A 24,623-nucleotide genomic window follows, 5' to 3' on the forward strand; every position below is an offset into this window, starting at 1 on the left:
TTATGTGCAATCAGGAATAGTTATGCATGAAATAAATGAGTTTTTAAAAGCAATAGATAACTTTGAATATGTTAGTTACTTTCGAGGTCATTCAGATTTAACTTGGGAACTTGTCCCCTCGATTGCTAGAATGAACCCTGCTTCTCTTAATATACCTGAACATGCTCATTGGTCTGGACTTGAATGTGATATTTTGCGTGAATTTGAAAAACATGGATGTTCAATATTTAAAAAAGCTCCTCAAAACGAGCTAGAATGGTTAATTCATGCTCAGCATCATGGTTTACCTACTAGGCTACTTGATTGGAGTACAAACCCTCTGAAAGCTTTATTTTTTGCTGTGGAAGATCCTTCCTATGACCATCTCGATGGTGTTGTTTATGGTGTTGAACCCAAATTAAACTTTGTAATGGAAAAATTTGTAGAACTTAACAAATTTGACATGATAATTGGTTTTCACTCATCAAGTCTGAATCATCGTGTTACAGCTCAAGAAGGAAGCTTCACTTTGTCTCCTTTACCCAATAAATGGGAACCCTTTACAGAAATACAACCTGATAATAAATCTGTAGATTATCTAGCCAGCTACATAATCCCAAAAGAGCACAAGTCAAAATTGAGAAAACAGCTCAAAAAATTAGGTATAACTCATAAGTTCATGTTTCCAGATTTAGATGGTTTGGCTAAATCAATTAAAAGAAATTATGGTTTGTAATCATTGCATATAACAAGCACATTAAATCGGAGCAAAAACAGCGGACTATGTTTAGTTCTTCAAAAAAGTTTAGCACGCTTATGTGAGTGTTATTTTTTAAATTAGTTTTATTTGAATAGATATATTTTATAAGCCACAAGGAAAATACAAAATGCATGCTGTTGCACCTTATTTGTTTCGATGCTTTAACAAAGATCTAGGAGGGAGGATCGAAGAGCGATATAGCACTTTAGATAACCTTGGAGATAAAGATCTTTTCTATATTTTACGTGATTTTTTAATGTTTAATACTGGGGCGTATAAGATTATCGATGAATCTAAGCAGGTCTATCAATTCGAAAATTTAAAAATTAATGAAGAAAAAGAGAAATTTGTGGGTGGTTTAATGTTGGTATCTATGGAATGAAAACTGACATTATTAATGTAGCTACAGGCGAAGTTGATTTTGAGAAAGCAAAAAATAATGCTGAAATAATTAAGCATTATATTCATTACTTTATTCCTAGAGGATTTAATGAAGGCATGGCTTTTATGCATTCGTATCGAGGTGTTGGTGTAAAAACACTATTTTACTCTTTGTTTTCGCAATACTTTCGGGATATTACTGGATTATCAATTCAAATGAATCCTTTAGCTTACGATAATGCGATTAATGCATGGTTGGACGCTACTGCAAAAGAAATCAAATTAACAAAATTTGTCGGATTAAATGATATTGCAGATCAGGTTAGACTACTTGGGCATGGAGAACAAGAGTTGATCATTAAACCTCCAAGAAATGGCGGGATGGGGAAACTCCGAGATTATTTAAATCAAGATAGTGCTCATAGAAAAGCTGTCGAAGTAATGGGGGAATATGGGGCTCAGGTTAAAACGGTAGTTGAAATAGGCGGTAAAAGAAGAACTTTTAATGTAGGAAGAAATCGAACAAGTGCTTTATGCGAAATTGAAGTAGAAGAAGAAGTGATTGGGGATGATGGTGTTCCTGACTTTGTTATTGTTAATACTTGGGTTAGAGGTATTGTAGCTGAGTATGCTCAAACTATGTATCCTGGTTTAAAAGTTGAGGTAGCCTAAAATGAGTTCTAAAATTAACATATGGTCTATTGTGGCTGGTCATATCAAAACTCTCCGTAATGCATCAACTAACAAAGTTAGTTTTTCTGATTATGCTACCTTTTATTTCGTCCCAGCCATCATAGCTATTTTATTTTCATATTTTGGTATTAAGGTGACTAGTGATGCAAATTCATTACTTGTAAATTTTGGAGCTATATTTACAGCTTTGTTGTTAAGTGGTTTCTCGTGTTGGTATACGACCAAGGTGAAAAATTAAGAGGGGTTGTAAATGACTCTAAAAAACATAATATTCAATTGAAAAAAATTTACTGGAGCAATTGTACTTTAATATTTGCTATGCAATTGTGGTATCTGTTTTTTTAGTTTTTCTTTGTTTGGTATATACATTTTTACCCGATAAAGCATGTATTATTTCAATACGTAGCTTCTCACTTAGCTTTGATTTGAAATTACTTATAGTGTCACCTCTTATTTTATTGGTATTGCTTAATCTACTTTTAACCATTCTTATGGTTGTCAAAAGAATGCATACGTTGTTAACGATAAAAATATAACAATACAATTCAAAAAGTACTAAAAACAGCTGGCTATCTCGCTCCGCTCGAATTTTAGCACACAATTTTTAGCCTGTTGACTGGGCGTTGAAGTTGTATAGTTTTTCATGAATTAATGAAAAACGTTTTGTAAATTATTGTTTTAATACCCAACTAAAACACGATAAAACGTATTTTTCTTAAAGAAATAGAAATTCTACAGCCTTGTTATAACGCAAAGGAGTTCATTTGCATATCGAGTATATTTTAGGGCTAATTTCTTTCTTTACTTCAGTTCTTGCCGGAGTGATAGGTTTTGGTGGGGGTATGCTATTAATAGCAATACTACCTATATTTTTAAACCCTAGTTTGATAATCCCAATCCATGGTATTACACAGTTAGCTAGCAATTCTTCGCGAATGTTGTTTTCCTTAAAAAATGTTCAATGGTCATTACTTCCAAAATTTCTTGCAGGCTCTATCATTGGCGTTTGTATCTTTGGTTTATTGCTGTCCAATATAACAACTGAGTATGTACCTTTTTTTATTGGGTTGTATATTATCCTTAACTTATGGAGTAAACGCTTTTCTAAGTTTATTAAAAAATATGAGAATTATTATTTTATCGGTCTACTTCAAACAGGTTTAGGTTTAATTGTTGGTGCGACTGGGCCATTATCACTTACCGTTTTAACAAAAGAACTAAGCTCAAAAGATGAGATTATAGCAACTAGTTCAATGTTCATGACTATAAGCCATTTGGCAAAAATTCCAGTATTCATGGCGATAGGCGTATCACTTTCAGGTCATTTAAATTTACTTGTTTTTATGGTCATTGGCTCTGTTCTTGGCTCTTTTATCGGAACAAGGTTAAGGTTAGTTGCCAACAATGATAAGTTGATTTTAGCCATTAAAATCTTATTAAGCATCATGGCTGTTAAAATGTTGTTCACTATAATTTCGCTATTAGTGCCATTCGAGTAAGGTATTTTATTTTTTATTTTCGATATATTGAAATAAATAAAAGCAAATGAATGTTTCTAAGTGATTGAAATATATTTTTTTGTCTGGTGTTTGTCAGGTTTGTGTCTTTTTTAAATATCGTATTCTATCTGGGCTTGGTGACCTGTTTGGGATTGAGGAATTGGCATCATTAACCATGGCCTTAATGCATTTGAATTTTTTAATTTGTTCGGTGCAAAATGGGAAAAGAAGCAAATTAAAAATGGCTAGGTAGGAAGCTGTAAAGCAAGCTTATTTGTGCTGATCTTTTAGATGAATATCTTTTACGGGAACTTTTAACCTAGTATTTTAGTCTCTTACTATATGATTTATATATTTTAACCACTAGATTAACAAGGCATCAGATGATAAATGAACAAGGCTTTACCTTAGTAAAAAACTTAATTGCTAAATTATTCACAGTGCTTTTTTTAGGACTAGCAATAGCAATCTTGTATTCGCTATTTAGCTCGGTAATAAAAGGCATCATGAGTGGTGCAGATATCACGCAAATATTTTTAACCAGTATTAATACAGGCATAATTGCGTTGGCGGTATTCGAGTTAGCCATTGTTGTACATAAAGAATATTCGGACCATGAAAGTGAAAATGAAGGCAATGCGATTGCAGGCCTGAGACGCACAATCCCTCGATTTATAGGAACAGTTTGTGTCGCTTTATCTTTAGAAGGGCTAATTATGGTTATTAAATACAGCCAATTAGATCTAGCAGGTAATTTATATTACCCAGTTGCAATAATTACTAGTACAGCATTTCTATTGACGGCTTTAGGTTTATTTATACATCTGACCAAAGGTAATGAAAAATAATTAGGTGGTAATAGTGATGCTTATTACTTGAATGCAATGTTTATCTCGTAGCCAAAGCATTCAGGTGTTATGAATATATAATAATCATCACTTTAGACTAAGGTAAGCATTGTCAGTTGATATTGTCAGTAATTTATTTCTACTAAAAATTTCTACTAAAAACAATGCTTATCTATATGCTTGCGAATACCTGCTAAATAAAATTACACCAAGGCGAGCAAGTTGCTCGCTGGCAATATCAAGGCTTGTTTGGGCAATTTCAGGGCCCATAGCTAAGGACTCTGCATAAACTATCTCTACATCTGAAATGCCAATAAATCCAAGCACATTTTTTAAATAGGGTACCTGTTGATCGCTAAGCTGATCTTTATGCATACCGCCACGTGTTGTGATAACAATTGCACGTGTATTGGTTATTAAACCCTGTGCGCCTTTCTCTGTGTAAGTAAAGGTTTTGCCCGCTCTCGCAATTAAATCAATCCAATTTTTTAACTGTGTCGAAATATTAAAGTTATACATAGGCACTCGCTAATATTAATACATCTGCGTCTTCTAATTCGGTAATTAGCTGGTCAGAAAGAGCAAGAGGCGCTTGTTGTTTTTCGTTAAGTTGTTCTGGTGCACGTAAGGCATTTGCAATATCACCGTCTAAAACAGGAATAGGTTGTAGGGAAAGATCGCGCAGGGTTATAGTCGCTTTTTGTAAACTATATTTTTCTAATAATTGGTCAACTAATTTAGATGAACTTGAATAGTCACCTAGTATGCTAGATTTTAATGCTAATACTTGAGTCATAGATAAATCCTTGTTGTTGTTTATATTTATAGACGAATTTGGTTACTCGCTAGCGATATATTTGGTTCTGTTTGTAGGAAGGTTTAAAGGTTAAAATAAGTATAAACAAATAGGAGCGGTAACAACATTAGCGAATACAGTGCAATTTGTTCAGTTTTTTTGAATGTTTAAAGCGACATCTTTTTTATAGCGCTTTGTTTTTATTTGCTATTAGTTAAACATAGCGATAAGCGCTACTCTGTAGTGACTTATGGCTTTAATAATAGAGAAATACTTAATGGACACATTATTTTTAGTTATTGCTTCAACGTTATTTGCAGGTATAGCAATGCCTTTTGGCGCAATCATTGCCCACTTCGAGAAAGTTAATAAAAGGTGGCTCGAAGAAGATATTCAACACGGGGTGATGGCCTTTGGTGGAGGTACATTATTATCTGCTATTGCCTTAGTGCTGGTTCCAGAAGGGGTAGAAAGCCTTACTCCATTATATGCTTGTATTTGCTTTTTATTAGGTGGTCTTGGTTTTATGCTACTTGATATTTTCCTGAAAAAAATCAATACACCTGCAACTCAGTTAGGCTGCAATGCTGTCCGATTTTATTCCTGAGTCAATTGCCCTCGGGGCCTCCTTTGCAACAGGTAGCCATAATGCTTTTTTACTTGCAGGATTAATTGCATTGCAAAATTTACCCGAAGGTTTTAGCGCCTATCGAGAGCTTAATCAGGCTAAAGTTTATAAGCCTTTTAAAATTATTCTTATCTTTTCTATATTGGCATTATTTGGCCCTATTTCGGGTGTTTCTGGTTATCTTTGGTTATCTGAGTTTCCAGAATTGATTGCTGGTATTATGCTTTTTGTTGCTGGTGGCATTCTATATTCAATCTTTCAAGATATTGCGCCGCAGGTTAAATTAGAAAACCACTGGGCGCCACCAATGGGTGCCGTGCTTGGGTTTATGCTTGGTATGTTTGGGTTTATGATGACGGCTTAATTGGTTTTTTGACAGTAAATCTCAAAAATGGCGTCAATATTTATACATATTTAACGCCATTTTATGGTTATAGAACTAAAACAGTGGTCAGTCTAGCTATTTAAAATTACCCTACCTCTTACAACTTAGGTCTAGTTAGGAATATTTTTTCCTGCGTAATACTTGAACACTTATTTAAACTTAATCGTTACTATCATTATCAATGCCATAGTTAACTGAAAGGTTAATTAAACCTGTGTATAACATATCGCCATCTGCATTCATTTTTTCAGAAACGGTAATGTATGGGTTATCATTTAAAGAAACGCTATGTGTGTAGTGTGTTATATGACCTAGCTCTTTATTTAACTCAGTCAGCTGAACTGTTTTGTAATGTTTCTAGCTTATCAAGAGCCACTTCATAGGCTACAGCTTTGCTACTTACTTGTGCAGTTTTAATAACTTCAGTTGTTTCTGCTGTATCAAAAGCAAATACTTGAGAGCTTAAAAGTACCATTGCTGATGCCATTAGTGCGTTTTTAATCATTTTCATTTTTTGTATCCTTCATATAATAAGTTGTTTAAATTTCGTCAAAAGGCGACTTCAACGTCATGCCTGTTTGCTATGGATACATAATAACTTGGGATAGATGACTTAAAACCGACACTAAAATGACAGTTTTGTCATTGTTAATAAAACTTCCAATATTGGTTTTTGGGGGGATGAAATTGGTTTAGCTTAAGTCGAAGGGGTATATATTATAAATGGCGATAATATCTAAATATTATCGCCATTTATTATGACACTTTATAGTATTTTTAAAATAAAAGTGAGCGTTTGCTTACTCAACTGTAACTGCTTTTGCTAAGTTTCTTGGTTGATCAACATCGGTTCCTTTAATTAGGGCTATATGATATGAAAGCAATTGCATAGGCACTGTGTAGAAGATAGGGGCAATAATTTCATCAACATGTGGCAATGTAATTATTTTCATGCCTTCACAGGCTTCAAAACCTGAGTTTTTATCAGCGAAGACATATAATAAACCGCCACGAGCACGCACTTCTTCAACATTTGATTTCAGTTTTTCCAATAAATCATTGGTTGGTGCAACGACCACAACTGGCATATCGGCATCAATCAATGCTAGCGGGCCATGTTTTAATTCACCTGCTGCATAAGCCTCTGCATGAATATAAGAAATCTCTTTTAGTTTTAATCGTTGCTTCCATCGCAATAGGGTAATACTCTCCACGACCTAAGAATAAGGTGTGGTGCTTGTCTGCAAAGTCAACGGCTAGTGCTTCGATTTGTTTATCAAACGCTAAGGCTTTTTCAATTTCAACAGGTAAAGAATGCAAAGCTTTGACGATTTTGTTTTCTTTTTCTGAATCGATTGTACCTTGCTCTTTACCGATTGCAGTCACTAATATCAGCATAGCCGCAAGTTGTGTGGTAAAGGCTTTGGTTGAAGCAACGCCAATTTCAGTACCTGCGCGAGTCATAAAGGCTAAGTCTGATTCTCGAACTAATGAAGAGCCAGAAACATTACAAATAGACATTGCTGACATGTAACCCTTTTCCTTCGCTATACGTAATGCGACTAAGGTATCAGCAGTTTCACCTGATTGTGAAAGGGTTAATAACAAACTATTCGGACGAACCACAAAATCACGATAACGGAACTCGGAAGCAATCTCTACATCACAACTCACACCTGCAAGGGACTCAAACCAATAACGTGCTGACCATGCCTGAATTATACGAGGTACCACAGGCGATGATTTGTACATGTTGCACTTTTGATAAAATATCCTTTGCGCCATTACCTATGCTGTTTACTAGTATGCTGTCATCAGTAATACGACCCTCTAATGCACTAATCAACGCGCTTGGCTGTTCAAAAATCTCTTTTTGCATGAAGTGACGGTATTTACCTTTAGTACCAGCATCGTGCTCAACAGTTGATTCAAGTACTTCACGTGTTACTGGGTTACCATTAACATCAAAGATATTAACATCGTGACGTGTGATTTCTGCTACATCACCTTCTTCTAGATACATAAAACGACGTGTGACGTTTAATAATGCAAGCTGGTCCGATGCGAGAAAGTTTTCGCCGATACCTAAACCAATCACTAAAGGGCTACCTGAACGTGCAACCACTAAACGACTTGGATCTCTGCGATCCATTGCAACTGTGCCGTAGGCTCCTTCAAGCTGAAGTGCGGTTTTTTGTAATGCTTCTAGTAAGGTTTCAGAGCTTTTTAGTTCCCAATCAACTAAATGGCCAATGACTTCAGTATCTGTTTGAGAAACGAATTCATAACCACGTGCGCGTAATGTTTCACGTAATAATTCATAGTTTTCAATAATGCCATTATGCACAATAGCAATATTGTCACCGGACATATGTGGATGTGCATTGATTTCAGAAGGTTCTCCGTGTGTTGCCCAGCGAGTATGCGCAATGCCTGTTCCACCAAGTACTGGATCGACTTTGATAGCATCCGTTAGTTCTTTTACTTTGCCTAAGCGACGCACACGTTTTAGATTTAAGTCTTTATCAACAATAGCAACACCAGCAGAATCGTAACCTCGGTATTCAAGGCGCTTTAAACCCTCTAATAAAATATCAGCAACATCTCGTTGTGCAACCGCACCAACAATCCCACACATAACCTTTACTCCTATTTATTTGTTTTAAACAAATATAAACACGCATTAAACGTGCAAATAAATGCATTGTAGCGCATGAATTATAATAAATCATGCATAACTAATGTTTTTTGTTCGCTTTTTATGCATTTATTCTGTTTTTGGCCTGTTTTTGGCCTGTTTTTGGCCTGTTTTTAGTTAGCGCTATTGCAGTGCATAAGGTTTTTAATTGATAACAACTATATAACTGTCTAAAATAACAGGACGTTTATGGAGAAAAAAATGCTTATTGCTCAGTTTAGTCAATTATTAATATTATTGTGGAAACTCTCTTCTGTTTTTGTGCTTCCTCTGATTATGATTGGTTATGTGATGGTAATGCATCATTATGACGCTGAATTTACTTTTTCAGAGTTAGATACCGGAAAGAATATTCATAAGTGGATTGTGTTGGCTATTTATTTGTCTTACCTTTTATTGTGGAATCGAAGTAATAAACGCGTCATTTCTTACCTTAAAAAATTAGAGTATTAATGAATCTTCTTCCTATTGAAATGGCGGTATTAGCGTCACTTGTTTTCTTTTTGTTAGTTTTTTTATCCTTTACCTTCGTACAAAAAGCTCCCTTAAAACCACCTTATTACTTAATGAACAGACTGTTTTGTTCAATAAAGATGCCTTAGAAAATAAAAATAATGAGCTGGTCGCTTCGCAGTTATTAGTTGATAGCTTGCAGTTACAAAATAATAAGTTAACTCTGCGATTACGTGAAACGGAAGTTCGTTTACAGGCAGAACAACGGCGTTTACAGGAGCGACAGGATAATGAAGAAAAATTAAGCTCACAGTTTGAGCTTTTATCGCAACGTATTTTTAATGATAAGTCAGCGCAATTTAAATCGCTTAACCAAGAAAGCATTAATCAGTTATTAGCGCCCTTTAAAATGCAATTAGAAGGTTTTAAACAACAGGTAAACGATTGTTATATTAATGAGGGTAAAGCACGCTTTAATCTGCAAGAGGAAATAAAAAAACTGGCTAATATTAACCAGCTAATGCAACAGGAAGCGAGTAACCTGACTAATGCGTTAAAGGGTGATAATAAACAAATGGGTAATTGGGGTGAAATTGTTTTACAACGTATCCTTGATAACTCTGGGCTAAGAGAAGGCCATGAGTATGAAACGCAGGGGCATTATAAAAATGAGTCTGGACAACGCTTTTTACCCGATGTGATTGTTCATCTTCCTCAAAATAAACATATCATAATTGACTCGAAAGTTTCCCTAGTCGCCTATGAGCGGTACTTTAATAGTGAATTATTAAGCGAACAAAAAGAGGCACTAAAAGCGCATGCTTTATCCGTTCGACAGCATATTAAAGGTCTTGCAAGAAAGGATTATCAGCAATTAAAAGGTACAAATAGTTTGGATTATGTTTTGCTGTTTGTTGCCGTTGAGCCTGCTTTTATTGTCGCTATTGAACATGATCCCGATTTGGTTAAATTAGCCTTAGATAATAATATTCTGTTAGCAAGTCCGACCAACCTAATGATTGCCTTACGTACTATTGAAAACCTATGGCGTTTTGATTCTCAGGAAAAAAACGGACGTTTAATTGCTGAGCAAGCGAGTAAGTTATATGACAAATTACGCTTATTTAGTGGCAACATGCTTGAGGTTGGTGCGCAACTAGGTAAAGCACAGGATAGTTATGATCATGCCTTAAAGCAGTTTAGTGAAGGTCGAGGAAATGTTATCGCTCAAGCTGAGTCACTTAAAAATATGGGCGTTACAGTGAATAAACCATTGCCTTCCGAGCTGGTGGCTTCCTCACAGCAACACAAGCTCTCTAGCGACGCCAAAAATGGCGAGTAAGCATCACTACAACGGTCAAAATTTCTAAGCGTCCCATCAACATACAAATAGATAAAATCCATTTAGAGACATTTGAAAAGTGTGCAAAATTACCTGAAGGGCCGATCTCTTCTGTTAACCCTGGGCCAACATTGGAAACAGCGGTTATAGCGGCTGTTAGTGAAGTCATGGCAGATGAACCAAGTAATGTTAATAATAATGATGCAATCATAATGGTGGCGATATAGGCCAATACAAAAGCAATCAGTGATCGTAAAATATCATCACTAATTTTACGATTGTTATACTTTTGAGGCAGGATTGCATGTGGATGCATCAACAGCATTAATTGTCGTTTGAGTAGGCTAAAGGCGATTTGAAAACGAAATATTTTTATAGCGCCGGTTGTTGAACCAGAGCAAGCACCAACAAAGAAAAGCGCAAAAAACATCATCACGCTAAAGTCGCCCCAGGTGATAAAATCATCTAAGCCAAAGCCCGTAGTAGTAATAACCGAAATAACATTAAATAGGCTCAAGCGTAGCGCATCTAACCAGTTAAATTGACCATTTAAAAATAAATATAAAGTTAAACTAATGGTACAGGCAAGAATGATTTTTACGAAGCCTTGTATCTGTGCATCTTTATATAGAGGGCTTAGGTTACGATGATTAAAGGCACGTATAAACAGTAAAAAGGGAAGCCCACCTAGGAACATAAATATAATAGCATTCCAATGAGCAAAGTGAGAAAAGTGGCCCATTGAACCATCTGATGTTGAATAACCACCAGTAGAAATGGTTGTCATGGCATGATTTAAAGCATCAAAATTATTCATGCCTGCTAAGAGATAGCCAATAAAACAACAGATGGTTAAAAACACATAAACCAATAAAATATCAAGAGCAACTCGGCGTGTTTTTGAGGTGGCTTTATCTGACCAGTCCGAGGATTCGGTTTGGAAAAGGCGCATACCACCAACATTTAGAAAGGGCAGAATAGCCACGCCCATAACAATAAATCCGACGCCACCTAACCATTGTAAAATGGATCGCCATAATAAAATGCTGGGATGCATGGTATCTAAACCATGTAATACAGTACTGCCTGTGGTGGTAATGCCAGACATGGTTTCAAAAAACGCATCGCTATAGGTGATGTGTTCTATTAAAACAAAGGGTAAGGTCGCAAATAAGCTTGCTAATACCCACACGCCCGTTGTGAGCAGGAACATTTCCCGTACACCGAGCCGAGAGCGTTGCTCTTCTCCACCTAAAAAGATAAATATAAATGAAGCTATATGAGTAATAATAATGGCAGATAGGAACTCAAAGCCACCTAAACTATCCTCATAGAAAGCCAGTGCCATAGGAAAGTACATAAACACGGCCATTTTTGATAAAACCAGGCCAGTGATAAAAAACAGTGGACGATAAACCATTTACAACAACTAAATTAGAGGAAGAACGGGCTAGGTTGAAATAGTTTTTCAATATCACTGATGTATTTTTTGTTTACCAAAAATAGAATCACATGATCATCGCTTTCTAGCATTGTATTGTCATGGGCAATTAATACTTCATTGTTACGTACAATTGCACCAATGCTAGTACCTGGTGGAAGTTTCAGTTGGCATAACTCTCTGCCAACCACTTTAGAAGTCATATTATCGCCACGAGCGATGATTTCGATTGCCTCTGCAACTCCTTCGCGTAATGAATATACATGCCTCAAGTCAGCCTTACGAACATGTGTTAATAGTGCTGAAATAGTGGCTTGTTGCGGTGAAATGGCAATATCTAAAATATTACCTTGGATTAAATCGACATAAGCGGTGCGTTGAATTAATACCATTGCCTTACGTGCGCCTAAACGTTTGGCTAGCATAGCAGACATGATATTTGCTTCATCATCATTAGTAACGGTGATAAAAAGATCAATTTGGTCGATATGTTCTTCGATTAATAATTCTTGATCTGATGAATCGCCACAAAACACTATGGTATTAGAAAGGGTTTCGGAGAGATATTCTGCACGTTTAAAGTTTTTCTCGATAAGTTTGACTGAGTTTTCTTTTTCAAGACGTTTGGCGAGGTTTTCACCAATATAACCACCACCAATAATCATTATGCGTTTATAAGGATGCTCTAATTTTTGCATTTCACTCATAATTGCTTTGATATGTTGGCTTGCAGTAATAAAGAAGACCTCATCATCTGCTTCAATAATGGTTGTGCCCTGTGGTCGAATCGCTTTACCACGTCTAAAGATAGCCACCACACGCGCTTCAATATTTGGCATATGCTCTTTAAGGGTTGAAATTGCATTACCAACCAAGGAGCCTCCGTAATAGGCTTTTATTGCCACCAAGCCAACTTTTCCTTCGGCAAAATGCGCTACTTGTAATGCACCTGGGTGTTCAATTAACTGAAAAATGTAATCACTTACTAACTTCTCTGGGGCTATAATGTGGTCGATTGGAAAGGCGTCACTCTTGAAAAGTTTATCTTCAAATTGGATCATGCTTTGTGAGCGAATACGGGCTATTTTTTTAGGTACATTAAAAAGAGTAAAGGCAATTTGACAGGCAACCATGTTAATTTCATCGGAGTTAGTTACTGCTATCAACATGTCTGCATCATCGGCACCCGCTTCGGAAAGTGTGCTTGGGCTAGACGCGTTACCTTGTACAACACGTAAATCAAAACGATCCTGTAAGTCTTGCAGTTGCTCATGAGAAGAATCAACAATGGTGATATCGTTATTTTCACCGACTAAATTCTCAGCTAGCGATGCGCCCACTTGACCTGCGCCTAAAATGATAATTTTCATTGTTATATATGATCCTGTTTATGTAAAACAATATCTTACAGTTAGAGAACGAGTGTTCTACACGCGTTGCTATAGAGGCTATTCAGGCAAATTATGGTAAGGTTTTATACTAACTTCTTTTGAAGTTTTGCGTAATAAAAACCATCCATTGCATCTTCATTAGGTAATAACTGACGACCCTGAGTTTTATCATTATATTGCGTTGATAAAGGAATTAACATGGCATCGCTTGTACTTTCTAAAAAGCTCTGAACTTGTAATTCATTTTCATCGAGTAAAATGGAACAGGTTGCATACAATAAAATGCCACCGGGTTTTAATTTATCCCATAGGGCCTTAAGAATGCTTTTTGTAATGCCACTAATTCAGCAATATCACTATCGCGACGTAACCAGCGAATATCTGGATGGCGACGGATTACACCTGTTGCGCTACAGGGAGCATCACACAGAATGCGATCAAATAAATCACCTTTCCACCAGTCATCTGGTTTAGAAGCATCGCCGTGGATCACTGTTGCCTGCAACTGTAATCTGTCTAGGTTTTCCTGCACACGTTGTAGGCGCTTTTCATCGGCATCAACTGCAACCATCTGTTTTAGCTTTGGTTGCAATTCTAGGCTATGTACTGTTTTCCCACCAGGTGCGACACAAGCATCTAATACGAGATCACCAGATTGAGCATCTAAATAATGGGTCGCTAATTGTGCCGCGCCATCCTGCACTGAGACCCAGCCCTCTGTAAAACCAGGTAACTTATAAACATCGGTAGCACTTTCAAGACGTAAAGCATTGTTATTTTCATCATCAAGTGGCTTAAAGCTGTTGAGTTCTGCTTCATTTAATAACGCTTGGTATTGCTCACGAGTATGATGCAAATTATTAACACGTAGCCACATAGGCGCTTGCTGGTTATTCTCAAGCATAATTGTTGCCGCTTTTTCTTCGCCATAGGCGCTGTTTAAGCGTTTAACTAACCAACTTGGGTGGCAGTATTTAAGTGTGCTTTGTTGGTCTGCTTGTTCAACTAATGCTGTTTGTTCACGTAGGAAATTACGTAAAACACCATTTACCATGCCTTTTAATGCGGGCATTTTCAGTGCTTTAGTCGCGTTTACTGTTTCGCCTACAGTCGCATGACTTGGAATGCGCGTATAAAGTAATTGATAAATTCCAACTAATACCAAGAAGTGCATATTGCGTTGTTTGCCCTTAAGAGGCTTTTTCATCAATGATCGACAGAAAAAATCAAGTCTTGGTAGAGTGCGCAAAACGCCATAACAAAGCACTTGTAATAAGGCTTTGTCTTTAGGGCTTAAGTCATTTTGTGCGGCGGGTAGGGCTTGTGAAAGAGATTGACCTTGTTCTACCACTTGATTTAAAACTTTTGCGGCTAAGGCTCGAACATTCATTCCGTTTCACCTTGGGAACCAAGTTGTCTACCTGTTGCAAATAACTCTCGGCGTGAATTTAATATGTCTGCAACTGGCATCATTTTTTTGCCTGAAAGTTGTATCATTTGTAAGTTCAAAATAGCCTTACCGGTTGCGACTTGAATACCGCTTTTATCGGCACTGATAATGGTGCCAGGCGCTTCTGTTGATTGTTGTTCGATTACATTGGCTTGCTGTACTTTTACAGGTTTGCCATCTAGTTCGAAGTAACTCATTGGCCAAGGGTTAAATGCTCGGATACAACGTTCAATAAATGCCGCGTCTTCGGACCAATCTATTAATGCTTCTGCTTTGCTGAGCTTTTTCGCGTAATTAGCGAGGCTTTCATCTTGCACTTCTGCGCTTAATTCACCCTTGGCTAATCGAGAAATAGTATCTACTAAAACTTCAGGAGCTTGATTTGCTAGTTTTTCATATAGAGAGCTACTGGTTTCAGTGTCGTCAATAAGACAACTGACTTTAGTAAGCATATCTCCGGTATCTAAACCTGCATTCATTTGCATAATGGTGACACCCGTTTCTTTGTCACCAGCCCAAATAGCGCGCTGAATAGAGTCGCGCCACGCCAACGAGGTAATAGAGAACCGTGAACATTAAGGCAACCTAAGCGAGGTGTTTCTAGTACAACCGTCGGTAGAATGAGTCCGTAGGCAACAACTATCATAAGATCGGCATTCAGTGAGGCAAGCTCTGCAACAGTTTCACTCGATTTAAAGTTTTCTGGCTGATATACGGGTAAATCATGCTCAAGCGCAAGTTGCTTAACAGCACTTGCTGTTAATTTTTTACCTCGCCCAGCAGGACGATCTGGTTGCGTATAGACAGCAATAATATTAAACTCAGACTCGATCAGTGCGCTTAGATGTTTCTGTTGCAAAATCTGGAGTGCCGGCAAAGACAATGTTTAGTTTTTCCACGGAGATATTTTACCTTTTAAGGACTTACGAAAACTTTTCGTTTTGACGCCGCAATTTTTCAAGTTTAGTTTTGATGCGTTTCTGTTTAAATGGCGATAGGTAATCGATGAACAATTTCCCTTTAAGGTGATCTAATTCGTGTTGAATACAAACGGCTAATAAACCGTCGGCTTTTAACACTTGTTGGTTGCCATCTACATCCAGATATTGCACAGTAACAAATTCGTTGCGTTTAACATCAGCTTGCGTATCAGGTACCGAAAGGCAACCTTCTTGCGATTCTTCTTCACCTGATTGTTCTATGATTTCAGGATTGATAAGAGCAAACGCTTGATCACGACTGTCTGAAGTATCAATGACGACAACGCGTAAGTGAACGTTAACTTGTGTTGTCGCTAGCCCCACACCATTTTCGTCATACATGGTTTCAATCATGTCAGTGACGAGAGTTTTAATCTCTGGTGTGATCTGCTCAACAGCTTTCGCAACGGTTCTAAGACGTTGATCGGGAAAATGTAATACATCGAGTAAAGCCATGATATTATCTTTCTCTATAGTTAAATGTTAAAGAACACTAATTCTATACCGAGGGCGCTTGCAGATGCAACAAAAGCATCCTTGGTTAATGTTGGATGACCTATTTCCTCATACAAAAATTGCTATATTTAGCGCACAGGGATTGTTATGAAATTGAAACGAGTGACCTCATTGTTATTAGGTGCAGTAATTTCTTTTGTCTGCTTTTGCTGATACATTGACTTTAAGAGAAGATCATCCAGAAACCTATACGGTTGTAAAAGGCGATACCCTTTGGGATATTTCAGCCTACTTCTTAAATACCCCTTGGTTATGGCCACGTTTATGGCAAGCCAATAGCCAAATAGAAAATCCACACTTAATTTATCCAGGTGATGTATTAACACTGATTTGGGTAGATGGCGAACCACGCTTAACCCGTAAACAATTAATGAAACTCTCTCCTAAGCCTCGTTTAGAAGAGAAAAAGAACCTATTCCAACCATTCCACTTTCTGCAATTTCTGCTTTCTTATCAAAGGATCATGTCATTGATCCTGCATTAATTGCTGATTCACCTCGCTTATTAGGTGATGCTATTGGTTCTCCTCGCTTTTTTGCTGGTGATATCTTTTATGGTGAGGGGCAATACGATAAGCAAAGGTTATATGGTATTTATCGTTTAGGTGACAACTTAATTGATCCACCAACTAAAGAGTTCTTAGGTAAAGAGCTAACTTTTATTGGTTTGTCTGAGGTTTCAAAAAGCCCAAATGTTGATACAACTGATCAGGTGACACCACTGGACTTTATTAAGAGCTCTCGTGAAGCACGTCAAGGTGATTTATTATTACCAATTCCTGAATATGAAAGTTTGCCAGCATATTTCTTACCGCAACCTGTTGCATTAGAAGTGCAAGGACAAATATTAGGTGCTTTAAATAATGCGACTGCGATTGGTAAATGGGATGTGGTAGTTATTAATAAAGGCTTACGTGAAAACATTCAAATTGGCTCTATGTTTTCAATTCTACGCTCAGGCCCTGAGATGATAGTAAACAAAGAAAAAATTGAATATAAAGCTGATGCAAGTCGTTTTGATAAAATGGGGGATACAGATATTGTCATTCCTGCGGAACGAATTGGTGAGTTAATGGTGTTTAAAGTTTATGAAAAAGTAAGCCTTGGTTTAGTGATGCGTAGTAGTTCACCTGTTGGTGATAACTTTAAAATACAAGGTTTAGAGTTTTAATTAGCACCGCCATTTAACTGGAAATGTCCATTTAAGTTTAAATATGGGCATTTCTATTTTAAATTAGATCGATTTTACGGTTAAGGTAGGTCTTTATCCAGCATGATCTTTTTGAATTAGAAACAGGCGCCAATTCATCTATTGACCAGATTAAAAGCTGGATGGTGTTAGATGCTATCCCTGCACTACAAAAGCGCTCCATCTTTAAACTTCTTAGTAAACATCCCTTAGCAGAATTATTACAACTGCCTATAACAACCCTAGAGTCCTACCGTTTAAAAGAAAATCAAATTAATGCTTTATTACACCCTGATTGGGGGCAAATAGAAGAAAATATTAGTTGGATAGACGAAGCACAAAATAAGCATATTATTTGTTTTGACGATAGTCGTTACCCTGCACTGTTAAAAGAAATCAGTAATCCACCCTTATTACTGTATTTACATGGCGATTATCGCCTTTTAAATTCACCACAAATTGCCTTAGTTGGCAGTCGAAATTGCACTCCCTACGGACAGGAAAAATCCTATCAATTTGTCGCCGAGTTAGCTAAAGCAGGCTTTACTGTCACCAGTGGACTAGCATTAGGCATCGATGGTTATGCTCATCAAGGTGCGTTAGACAATCATGGAAAAACTATTGCGGTATTGGGTACTGGACTTAATAATATATACCCTAAACGACATATGAAATTAGCTCAATGGGTTAGTGAAGAAGGATTGCTTATCTCAGAGTTCTGGCCAAATACGGCGCCTATTCCAAGTAATTTTCCGCGCCGTAATCGCATTATATCTGGATTATCATTAGGTCTTTTAGTGGTTGAAGCTTCTAAACGTAGTGGCTCCTTGATAACCGCTCGTTACGCAACAGAACAAAATAGGGAGTTATTTGCCTTACCCGGTTCCATTGATAATAGCCAAGCCTGTGGTTGCCATCAGCTTATTCAGCAGGGAGCTAAATTAGTGACAAATATTAATGATATAGCAGAGGAGTTTAGTCATCTTAATAATATTCAGGAAAATGCGAGCAGTAACAGAACCTTCTTCGCCTCAGGCAACGCATCCTCTATTACAATATATTGATTTTCACCTAACGACACTTGAGCAATTATTACAAAGAACTCAATTGGATATTATCATTTTGCAAAATCAGTTAGTAGAGTTGGAGATAACTGGTAGAATTAAGGTTACCGCTGAAGGTTATATAAAAAGGTAAGAGTAAACACTATGTTTGATGTCATCATTTATCTATTTGAAAGTTACATGCAGGTTGATCAAAATGTAGAGGTTGATGCACAGGAGATCACCGATGAATTATTGGAAGAAGGCTTTCAAAGCACTGATATATCTAAAGCATTATCATGGCTAGATCATTTATCTGGTTTGCATGAGCACGCGGACGAAAATAAAATTGAGGAGGAAATGCCTACCTCTTATCGAGTTTATAGTGAACTTGAACAGAAACGCATCAACAGTGAAGGTCAGGGGTATATTTTTTATTTAGAGCAAGCAAATATTCTAAGCACTTATACCCGTGAAGTCGTGATTGATTGTGCAATGTTACTCGATGTTAACGAACTCGCTTTGCAGGACTTAAAATGGTTAATTCTAATGGTACTGTTTAATGACCCTGAGAGTGAAAATGAATTTTTACAATTAGAGTCTATGTTAATGGACTTTGAAGATGGGTTAATTCATTAATGACTAAAGACGGATTGCCAACGACACACCAAAAAATTATCGAGCATTGCCCTGAATGTGGTTTACCCCTGCAGATTCGTAATGGTAAACAGGGTGCTTTTTTAGGTTGTACTGGTTATCCTGATTGTGGTTATTTAAAACCACTACATGAAAAAAGCGACATAAAGAAAGTACTCACTGGCTCAAGTTGCCCCTTATGTACGAGTGAGTTAGTGTTAAAGCAAGGTCGATACGGATTGTTTATTGGCTGTAGTGCTTACCCTGATTGTCAGCATACTGCACAACTTAATGAAACACCTCCAACAGAAGAAAAAGAGACAGAGGTTACTTGCCCTTCCTGTAAAAGTGGCAAGTTAGTTCAACGCCAATCTCGCTTTGGTAAAACCTTTTACGCCTGCGATAACTACCCTGCTTGTAAATACGCTGTTAACGATAAACCAGTGAATGAATTTTGTCCTGATTGTCATTGGCCTATCTTAGTTGAAAGGAAAACGTCAGCAAGCTTTCGCATAATATGTCCAAAAAAGGGTGTGGTTACCGAAGTAAGCCTATATAATCCTGCGCAGATTTTTTAAAAAGTTATCAACTTTTAGGAAACCACCATGACTAAACCATTTGTTGCCATTTTAATGGGGTCAGATTCAGATTTACCTGTAATGCAAAATACCATCGATATCTTAAAATCTTTTGATATTCGTTGTGAAGTTAAAGTAACTTCTGCACATCGTACACCTGCGGCAACACATGCATACGTTACTGATGCTGAAGCTCGTGGTTGTAAAGTGTTTATTTGTGTCGCTGGTCTTGTCGCTCATTTAGCAGGCGCTGTTGCGGGTATTACAACTCGTCCGATTATTGGTGTTCCAGTTGATTGCGGTCCCTTACAAGGACATGATGCATTACTTTCTACAGTAATGATGCCTGCCGGTGTACCAGTTGCTACTGTTGCAATTGGTAATGCGGGTGCAAAAATGCGACTTACTTAGTCGCACAAATTCTAGCGGTTGCTGATGATGAACTTGCAACTAAAGTAAAAGAAAACCGTGCTGAAAATACGCGCGCTGTTATCGCGAAAGATGCGACGCTACAAGAAAAATTAACAAACCTTTAATTGGCTCTTCGATTTTGACTAATATTGACCTATCAAACGCCCTCAATGCCTTGCGCACTCAGGGCGTTATTGCTTATCCAACAGAATCTGTATTTGGACTAGGTTGCGATCCTGATTGCGATTTAGCGATTCAACACATTCTCGATCTCAAACAACGCCCTCGACATAAGGGATTAATTTTAATTGTCGCTAATATTGAGCAATTAGCTCCCTACGCCGATTTTTCTGCTTTAAATGAAAAGCAACTTGCCGCTATTCAAGATACTTGGCCAGGCCCCTTTACCTGGGTTGTACCAGTTACTAAGCAATTGTCGAAATTAATAAGTGGTGATTTTGATAGTGTTGCAGTCAGAGTTAGTGCTCACCCTGTTGTACAACAACTTTGTACTGAGTTTGGAAAGCCTATTATTTCAACCAGTGCTAATCTTTCTGGTTTAGATGCCTGTACTAATGCCTCGCAGGTTAAAGAAATGTTTGCTGGTAATCCCCTCTTAACAACAACCATTGAAGCGGAAGTTTCTGGGTTAGATAACCCATCGCAGATCCACAATGCCATCACAGGTGAACGCCTGCGCTAAAGTTATAAACCTTTGTATTTAAATCATTTCCTTTTTTATGTGTCCTTGTTGTTAAAATTGTTGCTTGAGAGTTAAGCTGTAGTTCGTATAATGCTTGCTCTTTAAACTAGCCTACTAAGTAGGCTGGTATTAACACTAGCGCTGGATTTACGTTCCAGTCAGCTAAGAAGGAAAGTAGCATGTCAAAAATAGTAGTCTGCGCGTTATATCGTTTTGTCGCGCTTGAAGATTATCAAGAAATTCAAAAACCATTGCTCGATATGATGAATAATAATGCTGTAAAAGGGACTCTCTTGCTTGCCAGTGAAGGTATTAACGGCACAATTGCAGGAACTCGAGAAGGTATTGATAACGTTATTCAATGGTTAAAGTCTGATTCTAGATTAGAAAATCTAACTACCAAAGAGTCCTATGATGTAGAAAACCCATTCTACCGCACTAAAGTGAAACTCAAAAAAGAGATAGTTACTATGGGCGTTGAGGGTATTGATCCGAATCGGACTGTAGGTAGTTATGTTAAACCTAAGGATTGGAATGCTTTAATTAGCGATCCTGAGGTATTACTGGTTGATACTCGTAATGATTACGAAATTAGTATTGGTACCTTTGAAAATGCTGTTGACCCAAAAACCACTAATTTTCGTGAGTTTCCGGCTTATGTAAAAGAAAACCTTGATCCTGCTAAACATAAAAAAGTGGCTATGTTTTGTACCGGTGGTATCCGTTGCGAAAAATCAACGGCTTACTTAAAGGAACAGGGATTTGATGAGGTTTATCACTTAGAAGGTGGCGTGCTTAAGTATTTAGAAGAAGTGCCAGAACCAAGAAACCATGTGGAAGGGTGAGTGCTTTGTTTTTGATAATCGTGTTTCGGTGAATCACAAGCTAGAAAAAGGGCAATATGACCAATGCCATGGTTGTCGTTTACCTATTACTGAAGAAGACAAAAAGTCAGATAAGTATATGGAAGGTATTAGCTGTCCTCATTGTTTTGATAATATTACCGAAGCGCAAAAAGCACGATTTGCGCAACGAGAATTGCAAATGCGTTTAGCAAAAGAACGTGGCGAAGAGCATATTGGCTCTAGCGCAGTTGAGCAAATCGAAAACAATCGCGCGAAGAAAAAAGCGCTAAAAGAGCAACAACGCCAACAGGCAAAATAGTTGTTTATATTAGATATTTAAACGTTATTCAAAGGAGACTAATTAGTCTCCTTTTTTGTTTTCAACAGAGAGCGCATAAATACAAACGTTGATTCTTCCGTCGTATAACAGTTCTTTTTCAAGCTTGAAGCCATTTTTTTCTGCCACAGCAATGGAAGCAATATTGTCTTTTTCAATAAGAGAAATCAAACGTGTTAATCCCATTTCATTAAAGGCATATTGTTTAACAGCAATTGTCGCCTCGGTTGCAAAACCTTTTCCCCAATATTGTTTTGATAGCCGGTAGCCTAACTCAATCTCTTGTTTTGCTAATATTTTTTGCGCAAAAAATCCGCAGGAACCCATAAATTTATTGGTTTTTTTATCAATAATGGCTAATAAACTCGGTTGACTATTTTGTGACCTTTGAATGCAATAAGCCATAAAGCTGGCCGTTTTTTCTTTGCTATAAGGGCCATTCAAAGAGAAACGCATAACTTCAGGATCGCTTAATAGTTGATGAATATCATTAAAATCATCATCCTCAAATGGACGTAAAATAAGTCTTTTTGTTGTTATTTTCATAGGCGCTAGTATTGCTGGTTGCTCGGGAGAGAAAGGGTTTATTGAGCATATCCTGCTTTTAAAGTACTACAAAGGCACCGATATAACAAAGTGTGATCAATATATATTAAATCTTGTATGCAAAATGATCGATCTGCGTTTTAATGATAAATGTTAATTTATTGTTAAACCTCTTACTTAACTCATCTTATTATCTTTCTGCTTAGTGGTGTCGCTATGATTGAAATAAAAACCCTCGCGTACCGCCATGCAAGCTTTGCATTATCACTTGGTTCTTTCTTGGTTTTTTGTAACTTATATATGCTTCAACCTATGTTGCCTTTGTTAGCAACCAAATTTAATGCCAGTGCCATCGAGGTAAATTGGTTATTAGCGAGCTGGCACATTAACGCTTGCTTTAACATTAGTACCCTGGGCTATTTGTTCGGAAATAATTGGTCGTCGTAGAGTCATGCTAGTCAGTCTATTTTTATTACCCTTTGCAGGGTTAGCAATGTTATTAACCGATTCCCTACTAATGCTCACTTTAACGAGGGGGTTAATGGGGATTTCATTAGCAGGTTTCTGTCGCCGTTGCAGTTGCTTATATGGCCGAAGAATTTACGCCAACAGCTTTAATGTTAGCAGTTGGTGGTTATATTAGTGCGAACTCTTTAGGTGGTATTGCTGGGCGTTTATATGGTGGTTTTGTGACTCAATATTGGAGTTGGGAAGTAGCTGTTATGGGAATGGCACTTTGTAGCCTTTTAGGTGCACTTATTGTCACGCGTTTATTACCTAAACAACAATATTTTATTCCTAAAAAAGGGCAATTTCGAATTCATCATCGCCACCTTGTTGAACATATCAAGCACCGTGAATTATGGTTTGCTATGTTGATCGGAGGTTTAAACTTCTCATTGTTTGTTAACCTTTATACTGTGATGGGGTTTCGCCTTGTCGCGCCTCCCTATTCTTTGTCGATCAGCCTAACCTCGATGATTTTTTTGTGTTATCTCAGCGGCACTATCACTGCAAAACTCAGTGGTCGCTGGAGTCAGCGTTATAGCTCAATAAGTGGCATGGTATTAGGGACAAGCTTTAGTTTGTTGGGGATGTGTATTGTCGCTTATGAATCATTATATGCGATGCTCATAGGCCTTTTACTGATTAGTTCAGGCGCCTTTTTCACCCATTCTCTTGCTTACGCTTGGGTTAGTCATAAAGCGAAAACAGCCAAGGCAACAGCAACAGCACTCTATTTAATGCACTATTATGTTGGTGGTAGCCTAGGCGGGTTTTATTTAGTTGCCTGTTGGCAATATGGTGCTTGGTATGGTGTCTTAACTGGTGGCGTTGCCCTATATGCTTTGATTTACATTCTGTGCTGGCGCCTTTATCGGTTCTCAGGCATACAATCTAAAGCTAGAGTTTAAAATCAATAATGCCATTGATATTAAAACCACACCGGTTAATTTTTCAAAAATATAAAGGTGGGCTTGTAACCGACTAGAAAGTTTAGGTAATGTCATTATTTTTACTAACAATAGGTTGTAAAAAAGTACCATTAAAACCATGCACAAAGAAGCGCTTATTTTGTGTGTTGTTGTCAAATTTCCACCTAGTAATAACCCTGTTAAGCTGAAGTAAAACAACATATTTTTAGGGTTTAAAATGGCAGACATAAAACCAGTTACAAATTGTTGTGAATAAGTTTTTTTCTACTTGCCTGGGATTGATCCTGTTTGATTTTTTGCGCATTTATTAGTTGATAACCAATATAAATCAGATAAATGCCACCCAATAATTGCATTATGGTTAACAAATTCTGATGCTTGCGTGAGCGCTGACCAACCTAACATCGCGCATGCAATATATACGGCGTTTGCTAAAGCGATACCAACACAAATAAAAATACTACCACTAAAGCGACCGCGAATAGCGTGCCCAGTAACAATTAAAAAATCTGGCCCAGGGCTAATGAGTGCCATGAAATGAGCGGCTAATAAAAGTGGCAGTGTATTGGGAATATAAGTAGATAAATAATTGCTCAACAAGGTAACTCTCCTTTTTAACTTTATTGTAGGTAGAGCAGTTTATTGGTTTTGCTAAACAAG

At 37.3% G+C, this 24,623-nt stretch carries 21 protein-coding genes and 9 pseudogenes; 19 read left to right on the forward strand and 11 right to left on the reverse strand.

The features are described from left to right. Positions 1-22: 22 nt before the first annotated feature. The 6 genes from ACLKMH_RS03275 (at position 23) to ACLKMH_RS03300 (ending at position 4,160) form a co-directional block, all read left to right on the forward strand. Entirely contained in the window at positions 23-715 is a 693-nt protein-coding gene (locus ACLKMH_RS03275; protein WP_413700849.1) for an FRG domain-containing protein, read from the forward strand. Between the two features lie 151 nt (positions 716-866). Then, entirely contained in the window at positions 867-1,121 is a 255-nt protein-coding gene (locus ACLKMH_RS03280; protein ID WP_413700850.1) for a hypothetical protein, read from the forward strand. Beyond that, the gene (locus tag ACLKMH_RS03285) at positions 1,118-1,792 is read left to right on the forward strand and encodes a hypothetical protein (protein WP_413700851.1); all 675 of its coding nucleotides are present in this window, start codon (positions 1,118-1,120) and stop codon (positions 1,790-1,792) included. The genes ACLKMH_RS03280 and ACLKMH_RS03285 overlap by 4 nt, the downstream gene beginning before the upstream one ends. Positions 1,793-2,577: 785 nt before the next feature. Continuing rightward, positions 2,578-3,312, forward strand: a complete 735-nt coding sequence (locus tag ACLKMH_RS03290) for a sulfite exporter TauE/SafE family protein (RefSeq protein ID WP_413700852.1) — start codon at positions 2,578-2,580, stop codon at positions 3,310-3,312. A 168-nt stretch (positions 3,313-3,480) separates the two neighbouring features. Next, positions 3,481-3,561, forward strand: a complete 81-nt coding sequence (locus ACLKMH_RS03295; protein ID WP_413702245.1) for a hypothetical protein — start codon at positions 3,481-3,483, stop codon at positions 3,559-3,561. Positions 3,562-3,695: 134 nt separating this feature from the next. Continuing rightward, a complete protein-coding gene (locus ACLKMH_RS03300) occupies positions 3,696-4,160 on the forward strand; it encodes a hypothetical protein (RefSeq protein WP_413700853.1) in 465 nt (154 codons plus the stop codon). A 168-nt stretch (positions 4,161-4,328) separates the two neighbouring features. Here the strand turns inward: ACLKMH_RS03300 and ACLKMH_RS03305 are convergent. Beyond that, positions 4,329-4,956 (reverse strand): annotated as a pseudogene (locus ACLKMH_RS03305) (FMN-dependent NADH-azoreductase). 277 nt (positions 4,957-5,233) lie between these two features. Here ACLKMH_RS03305 and ACLKMH_RS03310 point away from each other — a divergent pair. After that, positions 5,234-5,948 (forward strand): annotated as a pseudogene (locus ACLKMH_RS03310) (ZIP family metal transporter). 349 nt (positions 5,949-6,297) lie between these two features. Here ACLKMH_RS03310 and ACLKMH_RS03315 read toward each other — a convergent pair. Further along, positions 6,298-6,480 carry a DUF3316 domain-containing protein gene (locus ACLKMH_RS03315; RefSeq protein ID WP_413700854.1) on the reverse strand — a complete coding sequence of 61 codons (183 nt, stop codon included), beginning with the start codon at positions 6,478-6,480 and terminating at the stop codon, positions 6,298-6,300. A 289-nt stretch (positions 6,481-6,769) separates the two neighbouring features. Further along, positions 6,770-8,607, reverse strand: a pseudogene (gene glmS / locus ACLKMH_RS03320) (glutamine--fructose-6-phosphate transaminase (isomerizing)). Positions 8,608-8,868: 261 nt separating this feature from the next. Here glmS and ACLKMH_RS03325 point away from each other — a divergent pair. Both ACLKMH_RS03325 and rmuC read left to right on the forward strand, forming a co-directional pair. Continuing rightward, positions 8,869-9,120, forward strand: coding sequence for a hypothetical protein (locus ACLKMH_RS03325; RefSeq protein ID WP_413700855.1), 252 nt, complete (start codon positions 8,869-8,871; stop codon positions 9,118-9,120). A gap of 127 nt (positions 9,121-9,247) precedes the next feature. Then, a complete protein-coding gene (gene rmuC / locus ACLKMH_RS03330; RefSeq protein ID WP_413700856.1) occupies positions 9,248-10,462 on the forward strand; it encodes a DNA recombination protein RmuC in 1,215 nt (404 codons plus the stop codon). On the opposite strand, the gene ACLKMH_RS03335 is transcribed toward rmuC, so the two are convergent. The 5 genes and pseudogenes from ACLKMH_RS03335 to def all read right to left on the reverse strand — a co-directional run bounded on the left by ACLKMH_RS03335 (position 10,437) and on the right by def (position 16,180). Further along, on the reverse strand, positions 10,437-11,882 hold the full coding sequence (locus ACLKMH_RS03335; RefSeq protein WP_413700857.1) for a TrkH family potassium uptake protein: 1,446 nt from the start codon (positions 11,880-11,882) through the stop codon (positions 10,437-10,439). The genes rmuC and ACLKMH_RS03335 overlap by 26 nt on opposite strands. A gap of 14 nt (positions 11,883-11,896) precedes the next feature. Further along, on the reverse strand, positions 11,897-13,273 hold the full coding sequence (gene trkA, locus ACLKMH_RS03340; protein WP_413700858.1) for a Trk system potassium transporter TrkA: 1,377 nt from the start codon (positions 13,271-13,273) through the stop codon (positions 11,897-11,899). A gap of 104 nt (positions 13,274-13,377) precedes the next feature. After that, a pseudogene (rsmB, locus tag ACLKMH_RS03345) lies at positions 13,378-14,684 on the reverse strand (16S rRNA (cytosine(967)-C(5))-methyltransferase RsmB). Then, positions 14,681-15,643: pseudogene (gene fmt / locus ACLKMH_RS03350) on the reverse strand (methionyl-tRNA formyltransferase). Before fmt ends, rsmB begins: the two co-directional pseudogenes overlap by 4 nt. A 24-nt stretch (positions 15,644-15,667) precedes the next feature. Then, positions 15,668-16,180, reverse strand: coding sequence for a peptide deformylase (def, locus tag ACLKMH_RS03355; RefSeq protein ID WP_413700859.1), 513 nt, complete (start codon positions 16,178-16,180; stop codon positions 15,668-15,670). A gap of 196 nt (positions 16,181-16,376) precedes the next feature. On the opposite strand from def, the gene ACLKMH_RS03360 reads away from it, so the two are divergent. The 9 genes and pseudogenes from ACLKMH_RS03360 (at position 16,377) to ACLKMH_RS03400 (ending at position 21,963) form a co-directional block, all read left to right on the forward strand. After that, a complete protein-coding gene (locus tag ACLKMH_RS03360) occupies positions 16,377-16,724 on the forward strand; it encodes a LysM peptidoglycan-binding domain-containing protein (protein WP_413700860.1) in 348 nt (115 codons plus the stop codon). A 182-nt stretch (positions 16,725-16,906) separates the two neighbouring features. Then, entirely contained in the window at positions 16,907-17,410 is a 504-nt protein-coding gene (locus ACLKMH_RS03365; RefSeq protein WP_413700861.1) for a hypothetical protein, read from the forward strand. Positions 17,411-17,571: 161 nt separating this feature from the next. Then, positions 17,572-18,492 carry a DNA-processing protein DprA gene (gene dprA, locus ACLKMH_RS03370; RefSeq protein ID WP_413700862.1) on the forward strand — a complete coding sequence of 307 codons (921 nt, stop codon included), beginning with the start codon at positions 17,572-17,574 and terminating at the stop codon, positions 18,490-18,492. Next, on the forward strand, positions 18,431-18,625 hold the full coding sequence (locus ACLKMH_RS03375) for a hypothetical protein (protein WP_413700863.1): 195 nt from the start codon (positions 18,431-18,433) through the stop codon (positions 18,623-18,625). Before dprA ends, ACLKMH_RS03375 begins: the two co-directional genes overlap by 62 nt. 11 nt (positions 18,626-18,636) lie before the next feature. Next, the gene (locus ACLKMH_RS03380) at positions 18,637-19,110 is read left to right on the forward strand and encodes a DUF494 domain-containing protein (RefSeq protein WP_413700864.1); all 474 of its coding nucleotides are present in this window, start codon (positions 18,637-18,639) and stop codon (positions 19,108-19,110) included. Then, complete coding sequence (locus ACLKMH_RS03385; RefSeq protein WP_413700865.1) at positions 19,110-19,685, forward strand: topoisomerase DNA-binding C4 zinc finger domain-containing protein; 576 nt, start codon at positions 19,110-19,112, stop codon at positions 19,683-19,685. Before ACLKMH_RS03380 ends, ACLKMH_RS03385 begins: the two co-directional genes overlap by 1 nt. A gap of 27 nt (positions 19,686-19,712) precedes the next feature. Beyond that, positions 19,713-20,221 (forward strand): annotated as a pseudogene (gene purE / locus ACLKMH_RS03390) (5-(carboxyamino)imidazole ribonucleotide mutase). Positions 20,222-20,235: 14 nt separating this feature from the next. Next, positions 20,236-20,799: a Sua5/YciO/YrdC/YwlC family protein gene (locus tag ACLKMH_RS03395; protein ID WP_413700866.1), complete on the forward strand. Its 564-nt coding sequence runs from the start codon at positions 20,236-20,238 to the stop codon at positions 20,797-20,799. Between the two features lie 179 nt (positions 20,800-20,978). Continuing rightward, a pseudogene (locus ACLKMH_RS03400) lies at positions 20,979-21,963 on the forward strand (rhodanese-related sulfurtransferase). A 42-nt stretch (positions 21,964-22,005) separates the two neighbouring features. Here the strand turns inward: ACLKMH_RS03400 and ACLKMH_RS03405 are convergent. Continuing rightward, positions 22,006-22,527: a GNAT family N-acetyltransferase gene (locus ACLKMH_RS03405; protein ID WP_413700867.1), complete on the reverse strand. Its 522-nt coding sequence runs from the start codon at positions 22,525-22,527 to the stop codon at positions 22,006-22,008. A gap of 587 nt (positions 22,528-23,114) precedes the next feature. Between ACLKMH_RS03405 and ACLKMH_RS03410 the strand changes: the two genes are divergently transcribed. Further along, positions 23,115-23,942: an MFS transporter gene (locus ACLKMH_RS03410; protein WP_413700868.1), complete on the forward strand. Its 828-nt coding sequence runs from the start codon at positions 23,115-23,117 to the stop codon at positions 23,940-23,942. Here ACLKMH_RS03410 and ACLKMH_RS03415 read toward each other — a convergent pair. Beyond that, positions 23,913-24,203, reverse strand: a pseudogene (locus tag ACLKMH_RS03415) (LysE family transporter); the annotation flags it as partial. The gene ACLKMH_RS03410 and the pseudogene ACLKMH_RS03415 overlap by 30 nt on opposite strands. After that, positions 24,200-24,497 (reverse strand): annotated as a pseudogene (locus tag ACLKMH_RS03420) (LysE family translocator). The pseudogenes ACLKMH_RS03415 and ACLKMH_RS03420, both read right to left, overlap by 4 nt. Positions 24,498-24,623: the final 126 nt, after the last annotated feature.

This window comes from Psychromonas sp. KJ10-10 (assembly GCF_047323245.1).
Taxonomy (GTDB): domain Bacteria; phylum Pseudomonadota; class Gammaproteobacteria; order Enterobacterales; family Psychromonadaceae; genus Psychromonas.